26 protein-coding genes, 2 tRNA genes and 2 pseudogenes are annotated in these 24,196 nt (G+C 56.9%); 7 read left to right on the top strand and 23 right to left on the bottom strand.

The window, feature by feature from the left end:
* Positions 1–43 precede the first annotated feature (43 nt).
* Both KGB03_RS08150 and KGB03_RS08145 read right to left on the bottom strand, forming a co-directional pair.
* Complete coding sequence (locus KGB03_RS08150; RefSeq protein WP_218537449.1) at positions 44–385, bottom strand: hypothetical protein; 342 nt, start codon at positions 383–385, stop codon at positions 44–46.
* 263 nt (positions 386–648) lie between these two features.
* Entirely contained in the window at positions 649–864 is a 216-nt protein-coding gene (locus KGB03_RS08145) for a hypothetical protein (RefSeq protein ID WP_111452665.1), read from the bottom strand.
* Between the two features lie 72 nt (positions 865–936).
* Here KGB03_RS08145 and KGB03_RS08140 point away from each other — a divergent pair, with 72 nt between their 5' ends.
* A complete protein-coding gene (locus tag KGB03_RS08140) occupies positions 937–1,284 on the top strand; it encodes a LysR substrate-binding domain-containing protein (RefSeq protein ID WP_223526757.1) in 348 nt (115 codons plus the stop codon).
* A gap of 27 nt (positions 1,285–1,311) precedes the next feature.
* On the opposite strand, the gene KGB03_RS08135 is transcribed toward KGB03_RS08140, so the two are convergent.
* The 3 genes from KGB03_RS08135 to KGB03_RS08125 all read right to left on the bottom strand — a co-directional run bounded on the left by KGB03_RS08135 (position 1,312) and on the right by KGB03_RS08125 (position 6,146).
* Positions 1,312–1,386: transfer RNA gene (locus tag KGB03_RS08135), tRNA-Gln, on the bottom strand.
* 516 nt (positions 1,387–1,902) lie between these two features.
* Positions 1,903–5,040, bottom strand: coding sequence for an efflux RND transporter permease subunit (locus KGB03_RS08130; protein WP_223526756.1), 3,138 nt, complete (start codon positions 5,038–5,040; stop codon positions 1,903–1,905).
* Positions 5,037–6,146, bottom strand: a complete 1,110-nt coding sequence (locus tag KGB03_RS08125) for an efflux RND transporter periplasmic adaptor subunit (protein ID WP_223526755.1) — start codon at positions 6,144–6,146, stop codon at positions 5,037–5,039. The genes KGB03_RS08130 and KGB03_RS08125 overlap by 4 nt, the downstream gene beginning before the upstream one ends.
* 219 nt (positions 6,147–6,365) lie before the next feature.
* On the opposite strand from KGB03_RS08125, the gene KGB03_RS08120 reads away from it, so the two are divergent.
* Both KGB03_RS08120 and KGB03_RS08115 read left to right on the top strand, forming a co-directional pair.
* The gene (locus KGB03_RS08120) at positions 6,366–7,826 is read left to right on the top strand and encodes an efflux transporter outer membrane subunit (protein ID WP_223526775.1); all 1,461 of its coding nucleotides are present in this window, start codon (positions 6,366–6,368) and stop codon (positions 7,824–7,826) included.
* 44 nt (positions 7,827–7,870) lie between these two features.
* Positions 7,871–8,480, top strand: a pseudogene (locus KGB03_RS08115) (SDR family NAD(P)-dependent oxidoreductase); the annotation flags it as partial.
* Here KGB03_RS08115 and KGB03_RS08110 read toward each other — a convergent pair.
* The 3 genes and pseudogenes from KGB03_RS08110 to KGB03_RS08100 form a co-directional block, all read right to left on the bottom strand.
* A pseudogene (locus KGB03_RS08110) lies at positions 8,466–8,671 on the bottom strand (outer membrane protein transport protein); the annotation flags it as partial. The pseudogenes KGB03_RS08115 and KGB03_RS08110 overlap by 15 nt on opposite strands.
* A 9-nt stretch (positions 8,672–8,680) precedes the next feature.
* Positions 8,681–9,307: a TetR/AcrR family transcriptional regulator gene (locus KGB03_RS08105; RefSeq protein ID WP_111452662.1), complete on the bottom strand. Its 627-nt coding sequence runs from the start codon at positions 9,305–9,307 to the stop codon at positions 8,681–8,683.
* A 137-nt stretch (positions 9,308–9,444) separates the two neighbouring features.
* A complete protein-coding gene (locus KGB03_RS08100; protein WP_218537446.1) occupies positions 9,445–9,852 on the bottom strand; it encodes a winged helix-turn-helix transcriptional regulator in 408 nt (135 codons plus the stop codon).
* Between the two features lie 101 nt (positions 9,853–9,953).
* On the opposite strand from KGB03_RS08100, the gene KGB03_RS08095 reads away from it, so the two are divergent.
* Positions 9,954–10,703 (top strand): NADPH-dependent F420 reductase, encoded by a 750-nt coding sequence (locus KGB03_RS08095; RefSeq protein WP_223526754.1) that lies wholly within the window; start codon positions 9,954–9,956, stop codon positions 10,701–10,703.
* 147 nt (positions 10,704–10,850) lie between these two features.
* Here KGB03_RS08095 and KGB03_RS08090 read toward each other — a convergent pair.
* The 9 genes from KGB03_RS08090 to thrS all read right to left on the bottom strand — a co-directional run bounded on the left by KGB03_RS08090 (position 10,851) and on the right by thrS (position 18,306).
* A tRNA-Pro gene (locus KGB03_RS08090) sits at positions 10,851–10,927 on the bottom strand.
* 89 nt (positions 10,928–11,016) lie between these two features.
* Entirely contained in the window at positions 11,017–11,373 is a 357-nt protein-coding gene (locus KGB03_RS08085) for a MerR family transcriptional regulator (RefSeq protein WP_003179985.1), read from the bottom strand.
* Positions 11,354–11,656, bottom strand: a complete 303-nt coding sequence (ihfA, locus tag KGB03_RS08080) for an integration host factor subunit alpha (RefSeq protein WP_002553164.1) — start codon at positions 11,654–11,656, stop codon at positions 11,354–11,356. The genes KGB03_RS08085 and ihfA overlap by 20 nt, the downstream gene beginning before the upstream one ends.
* A gap of 3 nt (positions 11,657–11,659) precedes the next feature.
* Positions 11,660–14,041, bottom strand: coding sequence for a phenylalanine--tRNA ligase subunit beta (pheT, locus tag KGB03_RS08075; protein WP_223526753.1), 2,382 nt, complete (start codon positions 14,039–14,041; stop codon positions 11,660–11,662).
* Between the two features lie 26 nt (positions 14,042–14,067).
* The gene (gene pheS / locus KGB03_RS08070) at positions 14,068–15,084 is read right to left on the bottom strand and encodes a phenylalanine--tRNA ligase subunit alpha (protein WP_111452651.1); all 1,017 of its coding nucleotides are present in this window, start codon (positions 15,082–15,084) and stop codon (positions 14,068–14,070) included.
* 109 nt (positions 15,085–15,193) lie between these two features.
* Complete coding sequence (rplT, locus tag KGB03_RS08065) at positions 15,194–15,550, bottom strand: 50S ribosomal protein L20 (protein ID WP_007905879.1); 357 nt, start codon at positions 15,548–15,550, stop codon at positions 15,194–15,196.
* 27 nt (positions 15,551–15,577) lie between these two features.
* Complete coding sequence (gene rpmI / locus KGB03_RS08060) at positions 15,578–15,772, bottom strand: 50S ribosomal protein L35 (protein WP_008145659.1); 195 nt, start codon at positions 15,770–15,772, stop codon at positions 15,578–15,580.
* A gap of 60 nt (positions 15,773–15,832) precedes the next feature.
* Positions 15,833–16,384 carry a translation initiation factor IF-3 gene (gene infC, locus KGB03_RS08055; protein WP_169857083.1) on the bottom strand — a complete coding sequence of 184 codons (552 nt, stop codon included), beginning with the start codon at positions 16,382–16,384 and terminating at the stop codon, positions 15,833–15,835.
* Complete coding sequence (gene thrS, locus KGB03_RS08050; protein ID WP_008145656.1) at positions 16,384–18,306, bottom strand: threonine--tRNA ligase; 1,923 nt, start codon at positions 18,304–18,306, stop codon at positions 16,384–16,386. Before thrS ends, infC begins: the two co-directional genes overlap by 1 nt.
* A 374-nt stretch (positions 18,307–18,680) precedes the next feature.
* Between thrS and KGB03_RS08045 the strand changes: the two genes are divergently transcribed.
* Positions 18,681–18,983 carry a hypothetical protein gene (locus tag KGB03_RS08045; RefSeq protein WP_111452649.1) on the top strand — a complete coding sequence of 101 codons (303 nt, stop codon included), beginning with the start codon at positions 18,681–18,683 and terminating at the stop codon, positions 18,981–18,983.
* Between the two features lie 290 nt (positions 18,984–19,273).
* Positions 19,274–19,486 carry a cold-shock protein gene (locus KGB03_RS08040; RefSeq protein ID WP_007905882.1) on the top strand — a complete coding sequence of 71 codons (213 nt, stop codon included), beginning with the start codon at positions 19,274–19,276 and terminating at the stop codon, positions 19,484–19,486.
* Positions 19,487–19,557: 71 nt separating this feature from the next.
* On the opposite strand, the gene KGB03_RS08035 is transcribed toward KGB03_RS08040, so the two are convergent.
* Both KGB03_RS08035 and KGB03_RS08030 read right to left on the bottom strand, forming a co-directional pair.
* Positions 19,558–19,878: an I78 family peptidase inhibitor gene (locus tag KGB03_RS08035; protein WP_218537443.1), complete on the bottom strand. Its 321-nt coding sequence runs from the start codon at positions 19,876–19,878 to the stop codon at positions 19,558–19,560.
* 167 nt (positions 19,879–20,045) lie between these two features.
* Complete coding sequence (locus KGB03_RS08030) at positions 20,046–20,351, bottom strand: hypothetical protein (protein WP_008145652.1); 306 nt, start codon at positions 20,349–20,351, stop codon at positions 20,046–20,048.
* 132 nt (positions 20,352–20,483) lie between these two features.
* Here KGB03_RS08030 and KGB03_RS08025 point away from each other — a divergent pair, with 132 nt between their 5' ends.
* Positions 20,484–20,690 carry a hypothetical protein gene (locus KGB03_RS08025; protein WP_008145651.1) on the top strand — a complete coding sequence of 69 codons (207 nt, stop codon included), beginning with the start codon at positions 20,484–20,486 and terminating at the stop codon, positions 20,688–20,690.
* Positions 20,691–20,727: 37 nt separating this feature from the next.
* On the opposite strand, the gene KGB03_RS08020 is transcribed toward KGB03_RS08025, so the two are convergent.
* The 4 genes from KGB03_RS08020 to KGB03_RS08005 are packed head-to-tail and all read right to left on the bottom strand — an operon-like array spanning position 20,728 to position 24,195.
* A complete protein-coding gene (locus tag KGB03_RS08020) occupies positions 20,728–21,756 on the bottom strand; it encodes a nucleoside hydrolase (protein ID WP_111452647.1) in 1,029 nt (342 codons plus the stop codon).
* A gap of 43 nt (positions 21,757–21,799) precedes the next feature.
* Positions 21,800–22,204, bottom strand: a complete 405-nt coding sequence (gene rbsD / locus KGB03_RS08015; RefSeq protein ID WP_218537442.1) for a D-ribose pyranase — start codon at positions 22,202–22,204, stop codon at positions 21,800–21,802.
* Entirely contained in the window at positions 22,201–23,118 is a 918-nt protein-coding gene (gene rbsK / locus KGB03_RS08010; protein WP_218537441.1) for a ribokinase, read from the bottom strand. The genes rbsD and rbsK overlap by 4 nt, the downstream gene beginning before the upstream one ends.
* Positions 23,119–23,175: 57 nt before the next feature.
* Positions 23,176–24,195 carry a LacI family DNA-binding transcriptional regulator gene (locus tag KGB03_RS08005; protein WP_223526752.1) on the bottom strand — a complete coding sequence of 340 codons (1,020 nt, stop codon included), beginning with the start codon at positions 24,193–24,195 and terminating at the stop codon, positions 23,176–23,178.
* Between the last annotated feature and the right edge of the window lies 1 nt (position 24,196).

Here is a 24,196-nt window from a genome sequence, read left to right as displayed (position 1 = left end):
TCCATCCCGCTAATGCGGAAAGAGGCTCAATGTGGGACAGGAATCAAACGCGAGGCGGTCGCCATACCCCGGACGGGGCCTGTACGGGTAGGGAATCGCTGAAGAAGGAAATCACGACGGGGCTGAATACGGTTACAGGAGGCTTGAAGATCGAGACTTGCAGCATGCCGCCTGTCTTGCATTCCTGGCCCGGCTTACACGGTTTGCCGTGCTCGGAAGGGCTTTTCATATCGTTGCAGCAGTCCATCCCCATGTCGTCCATCATCGCCATGCCCATCGTCTTCATTGGGCAAGGTTCTGTCGGTGCCTGAACGCCCGCCATCCCGCTGAGGGGAAGCGCCAGGCTAATCATCAAGATGATACAAAACCGCAGATAGCGTTTCATGGGCTGGAATGTAGTCTTCGAAAACAGCGGTTACCATTCGAAAAATGTCTTAGCTGTCTACTGAAAGACGCTGAAGAAGCGTGATCTCACCATCGCTTGATTAAGCCAGCGTTACGGATAAAAACCGGAACTCGTACAAGCACCGAGCGCCGATTTATCCGGGGTTACAATGTCATCGTCGCCGCTAGCGTTTTTTCCGCCAAACAAGTGGAGAGGGGCTTTTCATTGAATGTCCATATCCAAAAAGGTGTGCATGGCTGTCTTCAATGAAGAGTCACAACCCTGCGGCTTTCGCCAATCCTGATCCGGTCCAGTGCCCTGTTTAGAGAATCAAGAGCGTCAAGGAGGGCTTTCGCCTCGATCTCTCGACCCTCTCCCCAAAGGCGTTCAGCCATTCTGTTCAGGGCTTGGATCGCGCGCTCAATTTCATTAGCAGTAGCCGTCGCTGCTACTTTACTTTCCGGCTTTTTCTTCGGCATTCAGTAACCCTTCTGCGGGGCATTGCTCTGTCTTTCCATTTCTCGGTGAAGCTGTAGCCGTCATCCGAGCCCATGACCAGGCGCGCCCTTCCCACCTTTAACATCTTGCTAACGACACGAAACTTATCACCATTGAATCGCCGTTTCGACTGCATTGTCCTCAACTCTGTCGCCGGGACTGCGAACGGCTGGCGCTTCACCCGAAATGGCAAAGTCAAACGTTATAGGATCCCGCTTGCAAACGCTCGCGAGACGAATGATAGCGCGGTCGCTCGAGAGTGGGCGGTTCACGGTTACGGTATTGCAATGAAATCGATGTGGGTTATTGGCGCAGACCTACAAGCAGGACGCTTGAAGATTCTATTGCCGCAGTGGCGGTCTGAGGACGCGCCAATACATGCTTTCGAGCATGCCGGCTGAGTTATACCTGAATGAGTATAAGGAAAATGGCAGGGGCGGCTGGATTCGAACCAACGCATGGCAGGATCAAAACCTGCTGCCTTACCGCTTGGCGACGCCCCTGTATCTGTTGCTACGAGTGCCCAGCACTCTATTCCTGATTTTGCAGCTTGCGAGCAACATCGAGATGCTGCGTCCTTACGCTAGAAGCCCTGTAAGGCCCCCTGTAAGAGGCGCGGAATTTATCAACTTTCGCTTCGCCTGGGAAGATAAAAAACAAAAAATTCGCTTAAAAACAGTCGTTTACTGTTGATCCAGGTTAGATCCAATCCTCTCCGGGGCTTTTGAGTTTTCCAGCAGTACCACGAAGGTGGCCGGTGACAGTTCCGGCCCCAGCGTCATCCATCAGATTGCGAATGGAAAATCGAGATAGTCATTTTTCACCCCCACCCTCACCGACTCCTGCGGATACCGATAATCCCCCCCCCGATTCGCCGACAACTTCGCCACGTAAATCATCCGCTGAATCGCCGATACCATTTTGCGTTGTGGACCGGTGAAGCTGAAGACGGGCTCACTGGCCATGACGTGTTCGGATAGGTAGATTCGTCGCCGACTGTGAGAGTCCAGTAACGTCCATCAAGAGCCGACGTTTTTGTGGGGGTAAATCCCCTTTATGGCCAAAATCACCATCAAAGAACTCGAGTCGCTGACCGCCCACGAGTCAGGACGGATCTTGAACCAGATGGCGTACATCGCTGGCAGGAACACCAGCGTCATGATGGTGCCGACTAACGTGCCTCCGATCAGCGTGTAGGCCAGCGTCCCCCAGAAGACGGAATGGGTCAGCGGAATGAACGCCAGGATTGCCGCGAGTGCTGTCAGCAGTACCGGGCGGGCACGCTGTACCGTGGCTTCGACCACTGCGTGAAACGGGTCCAAGCCTTCTTGGGCGTTGTGATGGATCTGCCCGATCAGAATCAGCGTGTTGCGCATCAAGATGCCCGACAGCGCGATCAGCCCGACCAGGGCGTTGATTCCAAACGGCTGATGGAAGATCAGCAGCGTTGGCACCACGCCAATCAATCCCAGCGGCGAGGTGAAAAACACCATGATCATTGCCGAGATCGAACGTACCTGGACAATGATGATCAACAGCGTCAGGGCAATCATGATGGGAACCAGCGGCACTATCGCCTGGCCGGCCTTGCCCGATTCCTCGATCGCACCCGCCTGCTCGATCCGATACCCGCCAGGCAGCGTGTCGATAATCGGCTGCAGTTGCTTGACGATCACACCCGATACATCGGGCGGCTGAAGGCCTTCGGCAATATCGCCGCGCACGGTGATAGTCGGTGTGCGGTCACGGCGCCTGAGGATCGGATCCTCCATACGCACATCCACCTCTCCGACCTGGGACAGCGGGATACGCTGACCCGCCACGCCCACCAATGTGAAGCCTTCAATCCGGGCGGGATCGAGCCGGATGTCACCCGCGGCGCGACCCACCACCTGCACTGAACGAATGTCTTCACGAACCGCCGTGATCGGCACGCCGGCCAGCAGGAATTGCAACTGCTGGGCGACTGCACTGGATGTCAGTCCAACCGCCTGCAAGCGATCCTGATCCAAGTTGAAATGCAGCGTCGGCGTCAGAGGGCCCCAGTCGCTGTTGACCGTCCTCATCATCGGGCTGGCTTGCATGACATCTTGTACACGACCCGCAATCTCGCGCAGCTTCGTCGGGTCAGGCCCCATCACCCGGTAGGCCACCGGGAATGGCGAATACGGACCAAACACAATTTGAGTCGCCCTGACACGGGCCTCTGGGGCGAGCCCTGCAGCGACCGCTTCGCGAAGACGGAACTTGAGGGTTTCACGTGCCTCCTGACTGTCCGTCAGCACCACGATCTTGGCGAACGATGGATCGGGCAGTTCTGGCGCCATCGCCAGGAAGAAACGCGGCGCGCCCTGCCCAATATAGGCCGTGACGATTTTTGCCTCTTCCTGCTTTTTCAGCCAGGCCTCGACCTTTGCAGCAGCGGCACTGGTCTGCGCGATGGAGGTTCCGTAGGGCATTTGCACCTCGACCATCACCTCGGGACGGTCCGAGGTCGGGAAGAACTGCTTCTTCACCAGGCTCATGCCCAGAACTGCCACGAAAAACAGCGTGATAACCGTGCCAGCCACCAGCCATTTGCGGGCGATGACGCGTGTCAGAACCCGGCGGAAGCGGTTGTAACGGGGGGTGTTGTAGATAGCCGCATGCCCACCCTCGACCTTCTTAATGTCTGGCAATAACTTCACTCCCAGGTAAGGGGTGAAAGCCACCGCGACGACCCAGGAAGCGATCAAAGCAATGCCGACGATCCAGAACATGTTGCTGGTGTACTCGCCGGCAGTGGACTGGGCGAAACCGTTGGGCATGAAGCCAATCGCCGTTACCAGTGTACCGGAGAGCATTGGCGCGGCCGTATGACTCCAGGCATACGCGGAAGCTTTGATTCGGTCGAAGCCCTCTTCCATTTTCACCACCATCATTTCGATAGCAATGATCGCGTCGTCCACCAGCAGTCCCAGCGCCAGAATCAACGAGCCGAGGGTAATACGGTCAAAGTTCTTTCCGGTGGCCGCCATCACCACAAACACGATCGCCAGCGTCAACGGTACCGCCGCTGCGACCACGAGGCCTACCCGCCAGCCCATGCTGAGAAAGCAAACAAGCATCACCACAAGCAGCGCGACAAAAAATTTGACCATGAACTCGCCAACGGCCGAGTCAATGTTCACGGCTTGATCAGTGACCTTGGTCAGCGTCATGCCCAGCGGCATGCCTTCATTTATCTTCGCCGTCTCGGCGTCCAGCGCCTTGCCCAGGTCCAGGCCATTCCAGCCCTCGCGCATTATGACCCCTAGCAACAAAGCCTCTTCGCCGTTATTGCGGACCAGGAAGGTGGCAGGGTCTTCGTAGCCTCGTTCAACCGTCGCCACGTCCGAGAGCTTGAACGTGCGCCCCTGAATCGCCAGGGGCGTGTCACGAATTTTCTCCAATTTATCGAAAGCGCCATCCACCCGCAGGAAAACCTGCGGCCCGTTGGTTTCGATGGAACCGGCGGGTGTGAGCACGTTCTGGCTGTTCAGCGCGGCGAAGATGTCCTGGGGAGAAACGCCCAAGGTGGCCAGTCGGTCATGGGAGAAGGACACAAAAATGCGCTCGGCTTGCTCACCGATGATGTTGACCTTCTTCACGCCCGGCACATGCAACAGTTGTTGGCGCAACGACTCAGCATCACGCACCAGCAAGCGCTGCGGCTCGCCCTTGGCTTTCAAGGCGAACAGCGCAAACGTCACGTCCGAATACTCGTCGTTGACCAATGGCCCGATCACACCCGCCGGTAGCTTGGTGGCTTCGTCGTCGAGCTTTTTGCGCGCCTGATAAAACTCTTCCTGCACCTGTGAGGGTGGCGTGCGGTCCAACAACGACACCATCGTGAAAGCGAGACCGGGCCGCGTATAGGTTTCCGTGCGGTCGTACCATTTCAGTTCTTGCAGGCGTTTTTCAAGTGGTTCTGCTACCTGATCCTGCATCTCCTGCGCCGTGGCGCCCGGCCACGCGGTAATGACCGTCAACTGCTTGACCGTAAACGGAGGATCTTCCGCACGCCCCAGCTGGAAGAACGCCAGGGTGCCTGCAACAGCGATCAGAAAGATCAGAAACACCGTGATAGATCGCTCACGAACGGCGATCGCGGAAAGATTGAAGCGACCCTCGCTCATGGACGCCCCCCGGCAACTTTTTCGTCATCCTGTTGAGGCAACCTCACCTCTTCACCTTCGCGCAACAGATGTGCGCCTAACGCTACGATCTGCTCGCCGACTTTGAGGTCGCCCGCGACTTGCACTGTGTCGTCGCTCAAACCCAGGACTTGTACAGGTCGCCAGGCCACCTTCGCCGGTGTACCGGCGATGACCCACACGCCAGTGCCTTGGCCTGGGTCATAAACGGCAGCGATCGGTACTTGCAGCCCCTGCCCTTGCGTGGTGCCTTCAGTGATCCGAAGCGTGACGGTCGAACCTATCGGCGCATTGGCCAGCGCGCCCTCAAGCACATACCGCGCCTCGAAGGTGCGTGTCATGCGGTCGGCCGAGTCAGACAGCAGCCTCAGCTTCGCTGTAACAGCGTCCGTGGTATTGCCATAAAGCGTTGCCTGCGCAGTGGATCCTGCTGCGGGGCGCAACGTCTCGGGCAGGTGCACGATGGCTTCGCGCTGCCCTGCCCGCGCCAGTCGAACCACGGGCTGTCCCGGGCTGACAACTTGTCCGGGCTCGGCGAGCGTCTCCACCACCACGCCGTCGGAATCCGCAAGCAACACCGCATAACCAGAAGCATTACGGGCGACGTCAGCCTGCGCTTCAGCGGCGCTAAGCTGCGCCTTTGCGGTATCCGCTGCGGCTTTGATCTGGTCGTAAGCCGATGCAGAAATAGCGCCTGCGGCAACCAGACTGCGATATCGCGCCTCGTCATCTGCTGTCTGCTTGGCTCGGGCCCGAGCGGCTATGACCGACTCTTGCTGCGCTCGCGCCTGCAACCCCAAATCGATCGGATCAAGGCGCATCAGCGGCTGACCACGTTTTACGGTCTGACCGGTGTCGACCAGACGCTCAAGCACCTTGCCGGATACCCGAAAGCCCAGGTCACCCTGGACGCGGGCAGCCACCACGCCCGAGAAAGAACGTGAGGTGTCGGAGGAACCCTGAACCGTTCCAGGCCTCACCAAAGGAGCATGCGTGCGTGGATCGTCAACAGTGGATGAGTCGCCACATGCCGTCAGGACGAGAGGCAACAAGCAAACGGCAATGGGGAAAGGTCGAAGCCGGCGCATAGGTTCCCTTACTTAAAAAATAGGACAGGCGTCATATTCTTATTCCAGTGACCACGTGTGTCAATAGTCACACGCCATGGAACATCCAGCGTTTCAATCTCAACGAAGAAGTCGCCGCCGTAGATGACTAAAACCAAAAATCTGTTCAAATCAGCTCAATTGACACGATGTGACTATTACGTAAAATGGTCACAAATATCCTCGACTGAAGGAATCTCAATGCCTCCCCTCCGTCCAATTGCTCTTTTGGTCATCACCGGCTTATTGGCAGGTTGCGCGGTCGGTCCGGACTACCATCGTCCAGACGCTCCGCTTTCGGATCATTACTTGGGTCAGCCTTCTGTCGAACAGCGGCGTGGAGCGACGCCAACCACCCTTGTAGCTTGGTGGGAAGGCTTTGGTGATCCACTGCTAGCCGACTTCGTCTCCAAGGCACTTGAGCAGAACCTGGACCTGGCGCAGGCGTCGGCGCGAGTCACGCAGGCACGGGCCGGACTAGGTGCTGCAAATGCCGCTTTACTGCCCTCGGGGAACATCAGCGGACAGGCCGCGCGCTCCTACCAGTCAATCGAGACGCCGCTCGGCCAGGTGTTGAACTCAACGCCTGGCTATGATCGGTACGGAAGCTCCTACGAGGCCAACCTCGATGCCAGCTGGGAGGTGGACGTCTTTGGCGGACTGCGACGCGGACGCGAGGCTGCACTGGCCGAGTACCAGGCTTCCGAGGCGGGCGTCGCTGCCACACGATTGGCCATCGCCGCGCAGACCGCTGATATCTACATCACTATCCGCGGACTGCAGACCCGGCTGGACATTGCGGACCGGCAAGTCAAAACGCAGCAGGAGCTACTAGAGAAAGTCCAATTGCTCTACAGCAAGGGCCTCGCCGCCGACTATCAGGTTCGCCAGACCGAGGGGGCGCTATCGCAGGTCCAAGCGACAGTACCGGCTCTGCAGACCGGCCTGGATGCTGCCATGAATGCACTGGATGTCATGCTCGGCACACCACCAGGCACTCACCGCACGCAATTGGCAAATACGGGGAGCATTCCTGTAGCGCCGCAGTTAAAGGCGATGGGAACGCCGGCCGACTTGCTGCGCCGCAGGCCAGATCTCATTGTTGCTGAGCGCCGTCTTGCGGCCTCAAACGCTCGCATCGGGGAGGCGATTGCCGAGTATTACCCGAAGTTTTCTCTTAGCGCATTGCTGGGCAGTGCCACGGCTGTATCCGCAGGCAACCTTTTTACCGGCGGCGCCAGCCAGTCGGCGGGCGTATTGGGGCTACGCTGGAGACTCTTCGACTTCGGTCGCATAAACGCCCAAATCGACCAAGCCAAGGGACAGGAAGCCGAAACCCTGGCCGCTTACCGTCAGTCTGTGCTGCGCGCCACCGAGGATGTCGAGAACGCGTTCTCCTCGCTGGTAAATCGGGAAGCTCAAGCAACCACCCTCACCGGGGGAGAGGCGTCTCTGACACAGGCTCGCCAATCGTCGTTCATTGCCTATGAAAAAGGCACGGCCAGTCTGATCGATGTCCTGCACGCTAACGAAACGATGCTGCAGGCTTCCGATGCCCGGGCGCAAGCGCGAACGGAATCGGCACGAGCGGCGGTCGCGGCATTCAAAGCGCTTGGTGGTGGCTGGCAACCTCCTGAAGCCCAGTCTGTTGCGACACGATGACCTGACCAGGCGAGCTCAATAGAAACCAACCGGAGTACAGCGAAATGAAATCGAAGGAGAATTCCTGGGTGCTCATCACCGGAGCATCAAGCGGATTTGGCAAAACGCTATCGGCGCAGTTGCGCGAACGCTTCGGCGTTGAAGTGTTCGTCGAACAAGCAGACCTGTCCTCGATCCCGGCGATCATCGAACTGCATGAGCGACTCCGCGAACGCAATATAGTGATCGATGCGCTCATCAACAATGCCGGTCATGGATTGCAAGGGCCTTTCCTGGATCAACCTCTGGATGAGTCCCTGGCGTAGATTGATTTGGATATCGCCAGCCTGACAGCCCTGACACGCTTTTTCGCCGCCGACATGAGAGCCCGCAAACGTGGGCAAATCCTGATGGTCGCAAGCTTGCTGTCCTTCTTGGGCGTGAAGAATTTCGGCGTTTACTCTGCCGCGAAAGCCTATGCTCTTCGCTTCTCTGATGCGCTTCATCGTGAGCTGAAAAATGACGGCGTCGTCGTTACTGCACTTTGCCCTGGGATGTCAGATACCGGATTTGCAGAAAGCGCCAAACAACCCGGCCTTGAAAATGGTGATGATGCAGCCTCAACCCGTCGTGCGTGCAGGAATCCGCGCCCTGCAAGTCGGACGCGTGAGTGTCGCCCAAACGGGGTCGATCTGTAGCCTGCACCAAGATACCGGCGTTAAAACCCAGGGCAGTGTCGTCACCCGTGCTTTGAGTTTTCCGTCATTGCGACCAGGGCTAAGCGGATTGGGCACCATACCGGAAATTTCACCACCGATACGGTTGATGGTCGGACCGAAACCGATCGAAACTTTGTCGTTGAAGGCATTCAAAGGTCAAGGCATGAGGCTACGCAAGATGAGGTTGGAGGTAAGCGTGGGCGCCTTCTCGACAAAATCGAGGTTGTACTGCAGCAGCAAGGGGTTAACGAATGGCCGTAGCGCGAGATGTATCGCTTCTACTGTCTCGTCCAGCGGAGTCTTGCGTTCAAATTCGCCAATCTCTCGCCCCTCTCGCACGATTTGCAACACGAAGCTTTTGATCTGTGCGTCATAAACCTGCGAACTGGGCCAGCTTTCCGACGCCGCGAACGCTGCAATGTCATAGAGTTTTCGGTCGTTAAAAAACAGATTCACACCTGTGGCGATCACCGTTTTGACCAAACGTCGAAAGCGCTCCGTCGGCGACAGGTCTTCTACATTGATAGCCTGCTCCACAGCCGCGACGATTTCTGCCAGACAATTTGCGCAGATGGCTTCACCGATCGCCTGCTTGGAATCAAAAAATTTGTAGATGTAGGCCTTGGAAAACCCGATGGCCTTGGCCAGGTCGGAAACCGTGGTTTTGCCATAGCCGTATTGACTGAAGTGTTCGTTGGCCGCTGCGACAATTTGATCGCGAATCTCGTGATCAACTGGGCCACGGGAGCTGGGCGAAGATGAAGATATTGATGGCTGATTCATGGAAATAGCTTACTCACCCTATCGAGGACCTACAGATCGTGACCAAATAAACATATAGTCACAAGTCTAACGTTTGGAAACCACAGTTCATCAGCTTTGAAACGAGCTGACATTTTGATTACGTCCAACACGGCGCACTAGCGCTCCAACAGCTCATTGTCGCTAACGCTAGACAGCTTTGTCTCCTTTGCCTCGTGCTGATGACGAAGCTCTGCCCAGTCTATAAGGGCAGTCATAGCCGGGCCGAGTGCATGACCCAGCACCGTTAGCGCGTACTCCACCCGCGGCGGCACTTCTGGGTATACGGTACGCTGAACGATGTCGTCCTGCTGAAGCCCTTTCAATTGCTGAATGAGCATCTTCTGCGTGACATCGGGAATGAGCTTCTCCAGTTCGGAGAACCGAAGCGGCCGGCCTTTAGCGGCCATCAACTCATTAATGATCACAATTTTCCATTTGCCCTCCAAAACGCGAAGCGTAGCGTTTATAGCGGCAGACCAGGCCTGCCGTCGTAAAGGGTTCTCACATTCCCACTCACGCGCCATCGATACTTACCTTTTGGTGGGTTACAGACTAAATCGTCGGTTCTTGCGGATACTGCAGTACTGATACTAACGTATCCGGACTTTGAATCTCTGGAGGCATTATGAAAATCGCGATCGTTGGTATTGGATCTATCGGCGGAACCCTTGCCCGCAAGCTTGTCACTGCTGGCCACGAGGTCAGCGTCGCCAACTCTCGCGGAAAAGACTCGGTAAGCACTTTTGCCAAGGAAGCGGGTGCTATTGCTTGCGATCTGAACGATGTCTTCGACGGCGCCGATACTGTGATTATTTCCATCCCCCAACCGGCCATGGCGGCTCTTCCTAAGAACCTGCTGGCCGCATTGCCATCTTCGGTTCCAGTGATCGACACGAGTAATTACTACCCAGGCCTGAGAGACGAGCGCATCGCTGCTTTGGAAAATGGTCAAACGGAGAGCGTCTGGGTTAGCGAGCAGCTTGGCCGACCGGTGATCAAGGCATTCAATAATATTCTGGCTTATTCGCTAGAGAATCTTGGAAAGCCAAAAGGCGCGGAAAACCGTCTGGGAGTCGCCGTTGCTGGTGACGATGCAAATCATAAGAATCTCGTCATGCAACTTGTCAATGAAGTTGGATTCGAGCCAGTCGACAGTGGCAGCCTGGAGGACTCATGGCGTCAACAACCCTGTACGCCAGCGTACTGCTGCGATTACACCGCTGATGAGATGCGTCCCGTGTTGAATGCCGCAGTCAAGGGAGTCGCAGCGCAGAAGCGAGAGGCGTTCAATGCGCAACTCTCTGCCCTGTTCGCCAAAAATCCCTCTCATCATGACGTAGTTGGATTTAATCGGAGCTTCAACACGGCAAGCTGAATTCGTCGTCACCGATCTAACCAGAAGCCACGCCTTGATATCCATCGAAAATTCCACCCAGAGCCGGTGGTTTTGTGGGGAGGGGGTAAAAACGACCAAAAATAAAAAAGGGTCGCGAGATAAAATCTCGCAACCCCTTGAATTATATGGTCGGGACGGAGTGATTCGAACACTCGACCCCTAGCACCCCATGCTAGTGCGCTACCGGACTGCGCTACGCCCCGACTAGGCGTTAAACCCGTTCCTCTTCTCGAAGAACGCTCAAGAATATATCGCAAGCTTTTGAAAACTGGAAGTATTTAAAAGCAGGAATTTATTTCTTGAGTACCACCAGAACATCCTCCAACTCGGCGATCATCTGGCGGATCATTTGCTTGTACTGGGTCGTGTCGTCTTTGGCTTCATCGCCGGACAAACGCAAGCGTGCGCCGCCGATGGTGAACCCCTGATCGTAAAGAAGCGCGCGGATCTGCCGGATCATCAGCACGTCTTGTCGCTGATAATACCGGCGGTTTCCGCGGCGTTTGACGGGGTTGAGTTGAGGAAACTCCTGCTCCCAGTAGCGCAGCACGTGTGGTTTTACCGCACACAGCTCGCTGACTTCACCAATGGTGAAGTAGCGTTTGCCTGGGATGACGGGAAGTTCGTCGTTATGACTTGGTTCCAGCATAAGCCTCAACTCGGGCCTTCAACTTCTGCCCTGGACGAAAGGTGACCACACGGCGAGCCGTGATCGGGATTTCTTCACCCGTTTTCGGATTGCGGCCAGGCCGCTGGCGTTTGTCCCGAAGGTCGAAATTGCCGAAACCGGACAATTTGACTTGTTCGTTGTCTTCAAGAGCGTGCCTGATTTCTTCAAAAAACAGTTCGACCAATTCCTTGGCCTCCCGTTTATTCAGGCCCAGCTCTTCATACAGACGTTCCGCCATCTCAGCTTTCGTCAGAGCCCCCATACGTCACTTCCTTAACGTGGCGTTCAACCTTTGTTCGAGCGAGGTGAGGATGTTTTGCGTCGTGGTATTCACCTCATCGTCATTAAGAGTGCGCGATGGATGCTGCCAGGTCAAGCCGACTGCAAGGCTTTTTCTATCAGGATCAATGCCTTTACCCTGATACACGTCAAATAGCCTTAGGTCTGTCAGCCATTCGCCTGCATTTTCACGGATTACGTCCAGTACGGCACTGGCTGCGACGTCTTTTTCGGCGATTAGTGCAAGATCACGACGTACTTCAGGAAAGCGCGATAACTCCTGGAATTTAGGCATTTTACCCAATGCCACTTCGGCCAAAACCAGCTCGAAGACGAAGACTGGACGGTCGAGACCGAGAGTTTTCGACAATTCAGGGTGAATAGCGCCGACGAAACCGACCAAGCGACCTTCACGTTCGATACGCGCGGTTTGACCCGGGTGCAACGCAGGGTGTTTGCCCGGCACGAAAGTGAATGAATCCAGTGCACCGGCGAAGCCCAGCACCGCTTCCACATCGGCTTTGACGTCGAAGAAGTCCACCACATCGCGACCTTGTGCCCAGCCTTCCGGCAGACGACTACCGCAAACAACACCCGCCAGCATCGGCTCTTGCTTCAGGCCTTCCAGCTGACCGACGAAACGCAGGCCGCTTTCGAACAGACGCACGCGATCCTGTTGACGGTTCAGGTTGTGCTGTAGCGCCTTGACCAGACCTGGCCACAAGGACGAGCGCATGGCGGCCATGTCGTTCGAAATCGGGTTGGCCAACAACAGAGGTTCGACACCTGGATTAAACAGCTCAAACTGTTTCGGATCGATGAAGCTGTAGGTGATCGCTTCCTGATAGCCACGAGCCACCAGCAGACGGCGCAGCTCAGGCAGATCGCTCCGCGCTTCAGCCTTGGCCTGCGGCGCCAGACGAGCTTGCGGGTAACGAACCGGCAGACGGTTGTAACCATACAGACGAGCCAGCTCTTCGATCAGATCGACTTCCAGGCTGATGTCGAAGCGATGGCTTGGCACTTCAACGCGCCACTGCCCTGCCCCATCGGCAGAAATCTTCAGACCCAAGCCACTGAGCAGTCGCTCGACTTCGGCCGAATCCATTTCCATACCCAGCATCTGAGTGATGCGTTGCGCACGCAGCGTAATGGGTGCAATCGACGGCAGGTGCTGCTCGCTGACGGTTTCGATGATCGGGCCAGCTTCGCCGCCAGTGATGTCCAGCAGCAGGCCGGTGGCGCGCTCCATGGCTTCACGGGCCAGTTGCCAGTCCACGCCACGCTCGTAGCGGTGCGAGGCATCGGTGTGCAACCCGTAGGAACGGGCCTTGCCAGCGACAGCAATCTGATCGAAAAACGCGCTTTCCAGGAACACATCGCGAGTGGTCGCGGTATTGACGCCGCTGTGCTCGCCCCCCATGACGCCGGCGATGGCCAAGGCGCGGGTATGGTCGGCAATCACCAGCGTATCGCTACGCAGGCTGACTTCCTGACCGTCGAGCAGTACCAGCTTCTCGCCTTCTTCAGCCATGCGCACGCGGATGCCGCCATTGATTTCGGCGAGATCAAATGCATGCAGTGGTTGGCCCAGCTCCAGCATCACATAGTTGGTGATGTCGACGGCAGCGTCAATGCTGCGCACGTCACCACGACGCAGACGTTCGACCATCCACAGCGGCGTTGGCTTGGACAAGTCAACGTTACGGATCACACGACCCAGGTAACGCGGGCAAGCGGCTGGCGCCAGCACTTCGATCGAACGCACTTCGTCGTGCACGGCTGGCACGACAGCAACCACCGGGCGGGTGACTTCGGCGGCGTAGAGCGCGCCGACTTCACGAGCCAGACCGGCCAGGGACAGGCAGTCGCCACGGTTCGGGGTCAGGTCGACCTCGATGCTGGCGTCGTCCAGGCTCAGGTATTCACGAATGTCCTGACCGACCGGCGCATCGGCCGGCAATTCCATCAGGCCATCGTTGCGTTCGCCGACTTGCAACTCGGCTTGCGAGCACAGCATGCCGTTGGACTCAACGCCCCGCAGTTTGGCTTTCTTGATTTTGAAGTCGCCTGGCAGTTCAGCACCGATCATGGCGAACGGGATCTTCAGGCCCGGGCGCGCGTTCGGCGCTCCGCAAACGACCTGGAAAGTCTCCGAGCCATTGCTGACCTGGCAAACGCGCAGCTTGTCGGCGTCCGGGTGTTGCTCGGTGCTCAGCACCTCGCCCACCACCACACCGGTGAATTTGCCGGCGGCCGGCGTAACGCTATCGACCTCAAGACCGGCCATCGACAGACGAGCAACCAGCTCGTCACGACTTACCTGCGGGCTTACCCAGCCACGCAGCCATTGTTCACTGAATTTCATCCTGCTCTCCTAAGAATTCGTTACGACTAGCGAAATTGCGCGAGGAACCGCAAGTCGTTGTCGAAGAACAGACGCAAGTCGTTCACGCCGTAACGCAGCATGGCCAGACGCTCAACACCCATGCCGAAGGCAAAGCCCGAAAACTCTTCCGGGTCGATCCCGGACATGCGCAGCACATTCGGGTGAACCATGCCGCAGCCCATGACTTCCAGCCAGCCAGTCTGCTTGCAGACACGGCAGCCTTTACCGCTGCACATCACGCATTCCATGTCGACTTCGGCAGATGGCTCGGTGAACGGGAAATACGAAGGACGGAAACGCACGGCCAGTTCTTTTTCGAAGAACACGCGCAGGAACTCTTCGATGGTGCCTTTCAGGTCGGCGAAGTTGATATCACGGTCGATCAACAGGCCTTCGACCTGATGGAACATCGGAGAGTGGGTGATATCGGAGTCGCTACGGTACACACGGCCTGGGCAGACGATGCGGATCGGCGGCTGTTTCGATTCCATGGTGCGGACCTGTACCGGCGAGGTATGGGTGCGCAGCAACATGTTGGCGTTGAAATAGAAGGTGTCGTGCATCGACCGGGCCGGGTGATGGCCTGGGATGTTGAGTGCTTCGAAGTTGTGATAGTCGTCTTCGACCTCAGGGCCTTCGGCAATGCCGTAGCCGATGTGAGTGAAGAACTGTTCGATACGTTCCAGAGTGCGAGTAACCGGATGCAGACCACCCGAGGCCTGGCCACGGCCAGGCAGGGTCACGTCAATGGACTCGGCGGACAGTTTGGCGGCCAGGTCGGCCTCTTCAAACAGCGCCTTGCGCGCATTGAGAACCTCTGTGACACGCTCCTTGGCAACGTTGATCAGGGCGCCGACTTGCGGACGCTCTTCTGCCGGCAAATTTCCCAGGGTCTTCATCACCTGAGTCAATTCACCCTTTTTGCCAAGGTAGTGAACCCGGATTTGCTCCAGGGCATTGATATCTTCAGCGCTTTGCACAGCCTCTAGAGCTTGAGAGACGAGCGCATCCAGGTTTTCCATGTACAGACTCCAGATACAAAATAGGGGAAGAGCTTGAAGGCTCTTCCCCTATTTATGACGTTTAACACCTGCCCCCACAGAGGTGAGGCCGGGTGACTGTCGGGGGTACTTAAGCCAAGGTGGCTTTAGCTTTCTCGACAATCGCAGCAAACGCCGCTTTTTCGTTCACTGCCAGATCAGCCAGAACCTTACGGTCGATCTCGATGGACGCTTTTTTCAGGCCGGCGATGAAACGGCTGTAGGACAGACCGTTGATACGTGCACCAGCGTTGATACGAGCGATCCACAGAGCGCGGAACTGACGTTTTTTCTGACGACGGTCACGGTAGGCGTATTGGCCTGCCTTGATTACCGCTTGCTTGGCAACACGGAATACGCGCGAGCGAGCGCCGTAGTAGCCTTTAGCAAGTTTCAGAATTTTTTTGTGACGTTTACGGGCAATGACGCCACGCTTTACACGAGCCATGAGTTACTTCCTCTATTCTTGACTAAATTAACGAAGGCGCAGCATGCGCTCGACTTTTGCCACGTCACACGGTGCCAGCAAGCTGCTACCGCGCAGTTGACGCTTACGCTTGGTCGACATTTTAGTCAGGATGTGGCTCTTGAAAGCGTGCTTGTGCTTGATACCGTTAGCAGTTTTCAGAAACCGCTTAGCAGCACCACTTTTAGTTTTCATTTTTGGCATGTTCGGATACTCCGCATTCAGTTGATAAACATAATCAGAAGGCCTGCCGTGCCCTATTGATTACTTCTTCTTTTTCGGGGCGATGACCATGATCAGTTGGCGTCCTTCCATCTTAGGATGCTGTTCGACCGAACCGTACTCGAGCAAGTCACCTTCAACTCGCTTGAGGAGTTCCATCCCCAGCTCCTGGTGGGCCATCTCACGGCCGCGGAATCGCAAGGATACCTTGGCCCTGTCCCCATCACTCAGGAAACGTACCAGGTTGCGCAGTTTTACCTGGTAATCCCCTTCCTCCGTCCCTGGACGAAACTTGATTTCTTTAACCTGAATCTGCTTCTGGTTTTTCTTGGCCGCGGCAATCTGCTTCTTCTTTTCGAAGATCGATTTGCCGTAGTCCATCAGTTTGCAAACAGGGGGTACTGCATCGGCGGAAATTTCCACCAGATCCAGTTTGGCCTCTTCAGCCTTAAGAAGCGCGTCTTCAATTGACACAATCCCAAGCTGTTCACCTTCAGCCCCAATTAACCGAACCTCGCGTGCCGAGATATTCTCGTTGATCGGGGCCTTCGGTGCAGCTCGTTTATCTTGTCTCATTTCACGCTTAATAGTAATTACTCCGAATCTGGGCGACCACGCCGGGAAACCGCTTGAGCGAGGAACTCGGCGAACTGGGCGACGGGCATCGAGCCCAGGTCAGCACCTTCACGAGTACGCACAGCGACAGTCTGCATCTCGACTTCCCGATCTCCGATAACCAAGAGATAAGGAACCTTGAGCAAAGTATGCTCGCGGATTTTAAAGCCGATCTTTTCATTTCTCAAGTCAGACTTGGCACGAAATCCGCTTTCGTTGAGAGTTTTTTCAACCTCAGCGGCGAAATCAGCCTGTTTATCAGTGATATTCATGATCACTGCCTGGGTCGGAGCCAGCCACGCGGGGAATGCACCCTCGTAGTGCTCGATCAGGATTCCGACGAAACGTTCGAAGGAGCCAAGGATCGCCCGGTGCAACATAACCGGGTGCTTGCGACTGTTGTCTTCAGAGACGTATTCGGCTCCCAGACGGACAGGCAGGTTAAAATCGAGCTGAAGGGTACCACACTGCCAGACGCGGCCAAGGCAATCTTTCAGCGAGAACTCGATCTTCGGACCATAGAACGCACCCTCGCCCGGCTGCAGATCGTACGGCAGGCCAGCGCTATCAAGGGCTGCAGCCAGGGCTGCTTCGGCGCGATCCCACAACTCGTCGGAACCGACGCGCTTTTCCGGACGAGTGGACAGCTTCATCTCGACGTCTTTGAAGCCAAAGTCGGCATAAACGTCCATGGTCAGCTTGATGAACGCAGCGGATTCGGCCTGCATCTGCTCTTCAGTGCAGAAGATGTGGGCGTCATCCTGAGTGAACGCACGCACACGCATGATGCCGTGCAGCGCACCCGATGGCTCATTACGATGGCAAGCACCGAATTCGGCCAAGCGCATTGGCAACTCACGGTAGCTTTTCAAGCCCTGGTTGAACACTTGCACGTGGCAAGGGCAGTTCATCGGCTTGATGGCGTAGTCGCGGTTTTCCGACTGCGTGGTGAACATGTTGTCGGCGTAGTTGGCCCAATGCCCGGACTTCTCCCACAGGCTGCGGTCAACGACCTGCGGAGTTTTGATCTCCAGGTAACCGTTGTCGCGCTGAACCTTGCGCATGTATTGCTCGAGCACCTGGTACAGAGTCCAGCCGTTCGGGTGCCAGAACACCATGCCCGGCGACTCTTCCTGGGTGTGGAACAGGCCCAGACGCTTGCCGATCTTGCGGTGATCGCGCTTCTCGGCTTCTTCGATGCGCTGGATGTAAGCCGCCAGCTGCTTCTTGTCTGCCCATGCCGTGCCATAAACGCGCTGCAATTGCTCGTTCTTGGCATCGCCACGCCAGTAGGCGCCGGACAACTTGGTCAGCTTGAAGGATTTCAGGAAGCGCGTGTTCGGCACGTGCGGACCGCGGCACATGTCGACGTATTCTTCGTGATAATACAGGCCCATGGCCTGTTCGTTCGGCATGTCCTCGACCAGGCGCAGCTTGTAGTCTTCGCCGCGGGCCTTGAACACTTCGATCACTTCGGCGCGCGGAGTGACTTTCTTGATCACGTCGTAATCTTTTTCGATCAGCTGCTGCATGCGCTGCTCGATGGCGGCCAGGTCGTCCGGAGTGAAAGGACGTTCGAAGGCGATGTCGTAATAGAAGCCCTCGTCGATGACCGGACCGATGACCATCTTGGCCGTCGGGTACAGCTGCTTGACCGCATGGCCAACCAGGTGGGCGCAAGAGTGGCGAATGATCTCCAGCCCCTCTTCATCCTTTGGCGTAATGATTTGCAGCGTAGCGTCGCTGCCGATGATATCGCTGGCGTCGACCAGCTTGCCATCGACCTTGCCGGCCACGGTGGCTTTGGCCAGACCTGCACCAATGGATGCGGCGACCTCGGCTACGGATACCGGGTGATCGAATGAACGTTGACTGCCGTCGGGAAGAGTAATAGTTGGCATGGCGCCTCCTCTCCTAGTGGTGACCCCTACCAAAGGTCACGTGGGTTGGGATGAGCCAGTACAAGATCCGATCCAGGCCATTCAATGACGAACGCCTGCCTTACAGCGGCAGGAGCCTTGCGGCCAACCGGAAAACCGAACCAGAGTGACTGGGATTCAAATCAGGGTTATTCGCACATTTGCCGCTACCGGGACTGAAGGTCATCCGGAGCCTGCAAACGCCCGAGCCAGGCATGCTAGCACAGATGAACGGTCGTCGATGCACCGAGGCGTGGTCTTGGGGCAAATCGGGCAATTTTATGCCAGAGTGCTGAACTAGAACCCTGCTTTACCCCTCAGATAACAAGACATTGACCCACAAGGAGCATCCCAGCATGCATCTGAAACGTTTATTCGCAGTCGTCGCCCCCATCGTTTTGCTGCTGCCACTGGCCGCCCATGCCGATTGGCCGAAGGGCGAACGCGAGAAATACATGGCTCAGTGCACTCAGGCAGCCACTCCGCAGATCGGTGCTGCAGCAGCGAAGGCTCACTGCGCTTGCGGTGCTGATTCGATAAAGTCTTACCCGGCGGCTGATATCCAAGCGCTGATGGACAACAAGGCTGCCCCGGAATTGCAGCAAAAAGCACTGGCGCAGATAGCCAAATGCAAGGCCAATGTACCGGCGAAAAAGTGAGAAAAAAGTCCTTTTGACTCGAATCAACGCTGATAAAAAGTGATGGATTTGAGCTTTTTCGTACAATTTATGCAGGTTTTACAGGTTTTTTTATCGTCTTTACTTTCGGCTGAAAGCCTTGTAAAACGGGGCTTTCAGCTACATCAAGCAGTAAACAGAACGCGACTGCAGGGCAAACAGCACGTCCGGGGGGCTCCCAAAGCGAACATTTCGACTATGATACCCCGGTGTGCCCAGTTGGCCTGAGCAGCACAGCACTACTGAAAATATATGTTTCTTGGAGATACACCATGTCTAATCGCCAAACCGGCACCGTTAAATGGTTCAACGATGAAAAAGGCTTCGGCTTCATCACTCCTCAAGGTGGCGGTGACGACCTGTTCGTACACTTCAAAGCTATCGAAAGCGACGGTTTCAAAAGCCTGAAAGAAGGCCAGACCGTTTCCTTCGTGGCTGAGAAAGGCCAAAAGGGTATGCAAGCTGCACAAGTCCGCGCTGAGTAATTTTCAGCCGCACTAAAAAAACCCCGTCCATGTGACGGGGTTTTTTATGGGCGACACAAACGTCTGAGCGATCAGCCGCAGTTGACGCGGGTCACAACCCGGTTGGCATCGGTGTTCAGGTTCAGACGGTCGGAGCGGTACTCCAGGGTCACCATGTCGGTGGGCAAGAGGAACCGTGCATTCTGCGCGCCTGCGCGAGTACGCGCCTGCTCCAGCAGTTCAGGCGAAGCCTTTTTGCCAATGGTGAATTCGGCAGCCTTTGCCTCACAACGGCTGTGACCCGTGTCAGTCGTCGTGACAGGATCTGCTGTCGACTCGGTGGAGGTAGTGCTGCAACCGGCCAGCATGGCAACGGCCAACAAAGTACCCAATGACGCGAGCTTCCAAGGCATGAAGCCTCCTTTTTTTCAATAGTTAAGCTGAGATCGTGCGACCGCCATTCTGGCGTTTGGTTTCACAGGGAGCACTAGTACCCCGCCCTCTATTCGGACACGCGGCGAGTTTGCCTGAGCATTGCCCTGCCGTTTACCACTCAATCGTGACTGAATATGAACAGCGCTCAATAGACGTCAATGTAGTCGAACGGCGGATTCGGCCAGTTCTCTTTCAGCGCATTGAAAATCTGCATGACCCAGACCTCGTCACTGGCCGCGACCAATCCTACATAACCGGATCCCTTGGCCCACGTCTCCAGACGAAACAACAGCCCGCTGATATCAGTACCACCCACAACGCCTGACGAAATGTAGGCGATGCCGCCCTTGGTGACTCGCAATTGAGTGTGCTCATCGTCACTGGCAGAGGCCAGCAACTGACGCACCGCCTCAAGGGTCAAGCCGTCAGGAGTGTTCAAATCAATCTGCACAGCACAGTCCTTGAAAAATCATCAAAGACCAAGTGTCGCATAGCCCTCCCCTCATGCCTAAGTCGGAGTGCCAAAAGCCGCGCAAAATGGTTAACTCGACACTCAGACTTTCCCGACTTCACGAGCGCCATCATGACCACCGTAAGTATCGACGCCGACATCAAAGCCAAGTGGCCACAGGGCCACAGCTCTTACAGCCCGGGCAGCCCGGAAGAGTTGGCAATCATTGGTATCGATTTATTGGTCAAGGAACTGGGCACGCAAGCCGCCCAGATATTCATCGCCCAGATATTCGAGAAGTACCCTACCGACTATATTGGCCTGATAGATAGCGAGTGAACGTAAACCCGCAGGCTGGCACCTGCGGGTCTATGGCTTACTTCAGACGAGCCAGACGCTCGGTCAGCAGATCAAAGAAGCCTTGGGCGTCACCGCTTTCTACCCAGAAAGCGTTCTTCGGCGCTTTCAGGCCGTCATACCAGTCGACGATGGTTTGGCCGAACGTCGGGCCTTCGCGGCTATCAACCACCACATTGACCGAACGACCGGTGAACAACTCAGGCTTGAGCAGGTAGGCGATGACCGTCGCGTCATGCACCGGGCCACCCGGAATGCCGTAGTGCTCCATGTCGCCTTTGACGTATTCATTGAGAATATCGCCCACCAGCTTGCTGGCATTGTTGTTGATCGCTGCGATCTGCTTCAGACGCGCCTCACTGGTAAGGATCTTGTGGGTCACGTCCAGCGGCAGGTAGGTCAGCTTCACCCCACTTTTCAGCACCACTTCCGCAGCCTGTGGGTCGGCGAACAGGTTGAACTCAGCCACCGGCGTAATGTTGCCACCGTTGAAGTGCGCCCCGCCCATGATCACCACCTCCTTGATGCCCTGAACGATCTCGGGTTCCTGGATCAGCGCCAGGGCCAGGTTGGTCTGTGGACCGAGCATGGCGATGGTGATGCTGTGGGGCCTGGCAGCTTTCAAGGTGTCGATCAGGTAGTTGACCGCATTGCCCTGGGCCAGGCCTTTTTTCGGCTCATGTACGGTGACACCCGACAGTCCTTCCTTGCCATGGATGTTCTCGGCATAGATCGGCGTGCGCATCAGCGGCTTCGGAGCGCCCGCGTAGACCGGCACCTCCTCGCGCCCTGCCCACTCGCGGGCCAGCCGCGCATTACGCGACGTCTTGTCCAGACGCACATTGCCGGCGACGGTGGTCAGCGCACGAATGTTCAGCTCTTGCGGCGATGCCAGAGCAAACAGCAAGGCAACCACGTCATCGGCACCCGGATCGGTGTCGATGATCAAGTCGATCTTTTCCGCCGCCTGGGCGCTTGTTGCGGTAATCAGGGACAAAAGCAGCAGACTCCGGAGCAGGTGGTGCAGTTTCTGAGCATAGCGAGGCATAGCGCACTCCTTGTGCGTGGGACAGCAGAAAGACAACAGCGAGTTAGAACGTAACCCCAGCCACCAGCACGATGTTGCAGTACGGCTGACATTCGCCTGTACGAACAATCGCCCGTGCCTGTCGGCTGAGGACTTTGAATTGGTCATGACTGAGCAGCTCACGCCGCCCCAGCGCACCGTAGGCATTCAGCTCATCGAGCGCCGCCAATGCCGAAGGCTTTTTGTCCAGGATCTCCTGGGCCAACACATGGCTCTCGACCTGCATTTCACTGAGCACAACCTTCAACGTGCTGATGAAATCCGGGATACCGTGGGTCAAGGCCAGGTCGATCAGTTCAACGCCAGGTGGCACTGGCAAACCTGCATCGCCGATCACCACGATGTCGCCATGACCCAGGGAAGCGATCAACCGCGACAACGCGACGTTGAGCAAAGGTGTCTTTTTCATGGTGCTTTAAAGGCCTGTACGTCGGACAAGGTGGGAATCGAGGGTTGCGCGCCAGCACGGGTCACCGACAGCGCCGCGGCAACCTGGCCGAAACGGATCGCGTCGGCTTCGCTTTTGCCGGCCGCCAGCGCGGCGGCGAAACCACCGACGAAGGTGTCGCCAGCCGCCGTGGTATCGACAGCCTTCACCTTCGGCGCAGGGAAGTGTTCGAAGCCTTTGCCGTTGGCAAACAGCGAACCTTGAGCACCGAGGGTGATGATGACCTTGCCGGCGCCCAAGGAGATCAACCGGGATGCAGCGATTTCGGCAGATGCCAGAGAATCCACTGGCAAACCACTCAGCGCCGAGGCCTCGCTTTCGTTGGGAATCAGATAATCGATGGACGCATACCAGTCCGCCGGCAGTGGACGGCTGGCCGGTGCCGGGTTGAGGATCACGGTCTTGCCCAACTCACGGCCGCGCTTGAGCGCATGACCGACAGTGGCATCCGGGACTTCCAGCTGACAGATGATCACGTCCGCCGCCCGCAATACGGCGTCGTAACGATCAATCACCTCTGCAGTCAACGCACCGTTGGCACCGGCAACGATCACGATTGCGTTCTGGCTGTTGTCATCGACCACGATCAACGCTACGCCGCTGGAATCGTCGACGGTGCTGACCGCCTGGCAATCGATCTGCTCGGCCAACAGCGCCCCGCGCAACTCTTCGCCGTAAGCATCGCTGCCCACGCAACCGACCATCGACACCTGCGCCCCCAGCCTCGCCGCGGCGACCGCCTGATTTGCGCCCTTGCCACCGGAGACCGTGGCAAACGACTCGCCGATCAGCGTTTCACCGCCACGAGGCAGCCGTGGCGCCCGGGTGACCAGGTCCATGTTCAGGCTGCCTATAACCACTACTTTTGCTGGCATACGTCACTACTCATCAATTCTGTTTCAGCGGTGCTTTTGATTTAGCGGCTTTTTATTTCAACGGAACTGGGCGAACACGCCGGCCAGCGGCGCAGTCGACTCCCGCAGGACGATACTGGGCGTCACGATCCGTTGATCAGTGGCCAAATCCGGCGTGGCGATTCTTCTTAAAAGCACTTCGGCCGCCATCTCGCCGAGTTGCAGGATCGACTGCCCCACAGTGGTCAGCGCCGGGTACACATAGCGGCTCATCTGAATATCGTCGAAGCCGATCACCGACAAGTCCGTCGGCACGCGAATATTGCGCTCGGCCGCCGCTCGCAGCACACCGATGCCAATCATGTCGTTACCGGCGAAGATCGCGCTCGGCGGGTTCTTTTCCAACAGGATCGCGGCGGCGTTGTAACCGCCGGTGCTGGTGAAGTCACTTTCCAGCATGCGCTCGCCGGATACTTCGACACCCGCCTCTTTCAGGGCACGGCAATAACCGGCCAGACGCATCTGCGCCACACTGGTACTCGCCGGGCCACCAATGGTTGCGATGTCCCGGTGCCCCAACTCCAGAAGGTGTCGGGTCGCCAGATAGGCGCCGTATTCGTGATCGATCCGCACCAGGTCGGCATTCACACCTTCCAGTCCACGGTCGACGATCACCATCGGCGTACGCACGCCTGCAAGGCCCTCCGCCAGCCCCGCATCACCGCCAGCCGAAGCGACGATCAGCCCGTCGATGCGCTTTTCCAGCAGCACGCGCAGGTAACTGCGCTGCTTGTCCGGGTTGTCATCGGAGTTGCAAAGAATCACGCAGTAGCCATTACGCTCGCAGTAATCCTCGATGCCGCGCGCCAGTTCGGCGAAGTACGGGTTGAGGCTGTTGGGCACCAGCAACCCGATGGTCGCCGTGGTTTTGGCCTTGAGGGACCGGGCCACGGCGCTGGGTACGTAGTCGAGGGTTTTGATGGCGGCCTCAACCTTGACCCGCACCTCTTCGCTCACCGGTCGGGTCTTGTTCACTACGTGGGAAACCGTGGTGTAGGAAATCCCCGCGAGCGCTGCCACATCCTTGATTGTTGCCATG

Source organism: Pseudomonas sp. BF-B-26, assembly GCF_019956495.1.
Lineage (GTDB): Bacteria > Pseudomonadota > Gammaproteobacteria > Pseudomonadales > Pseudomonadaceae > Aquipseudomonas.
Note: the sequence above shows the minus strand (reverse complement) of the source record. Positions and strands in the feature narration are given on the sequence as shown.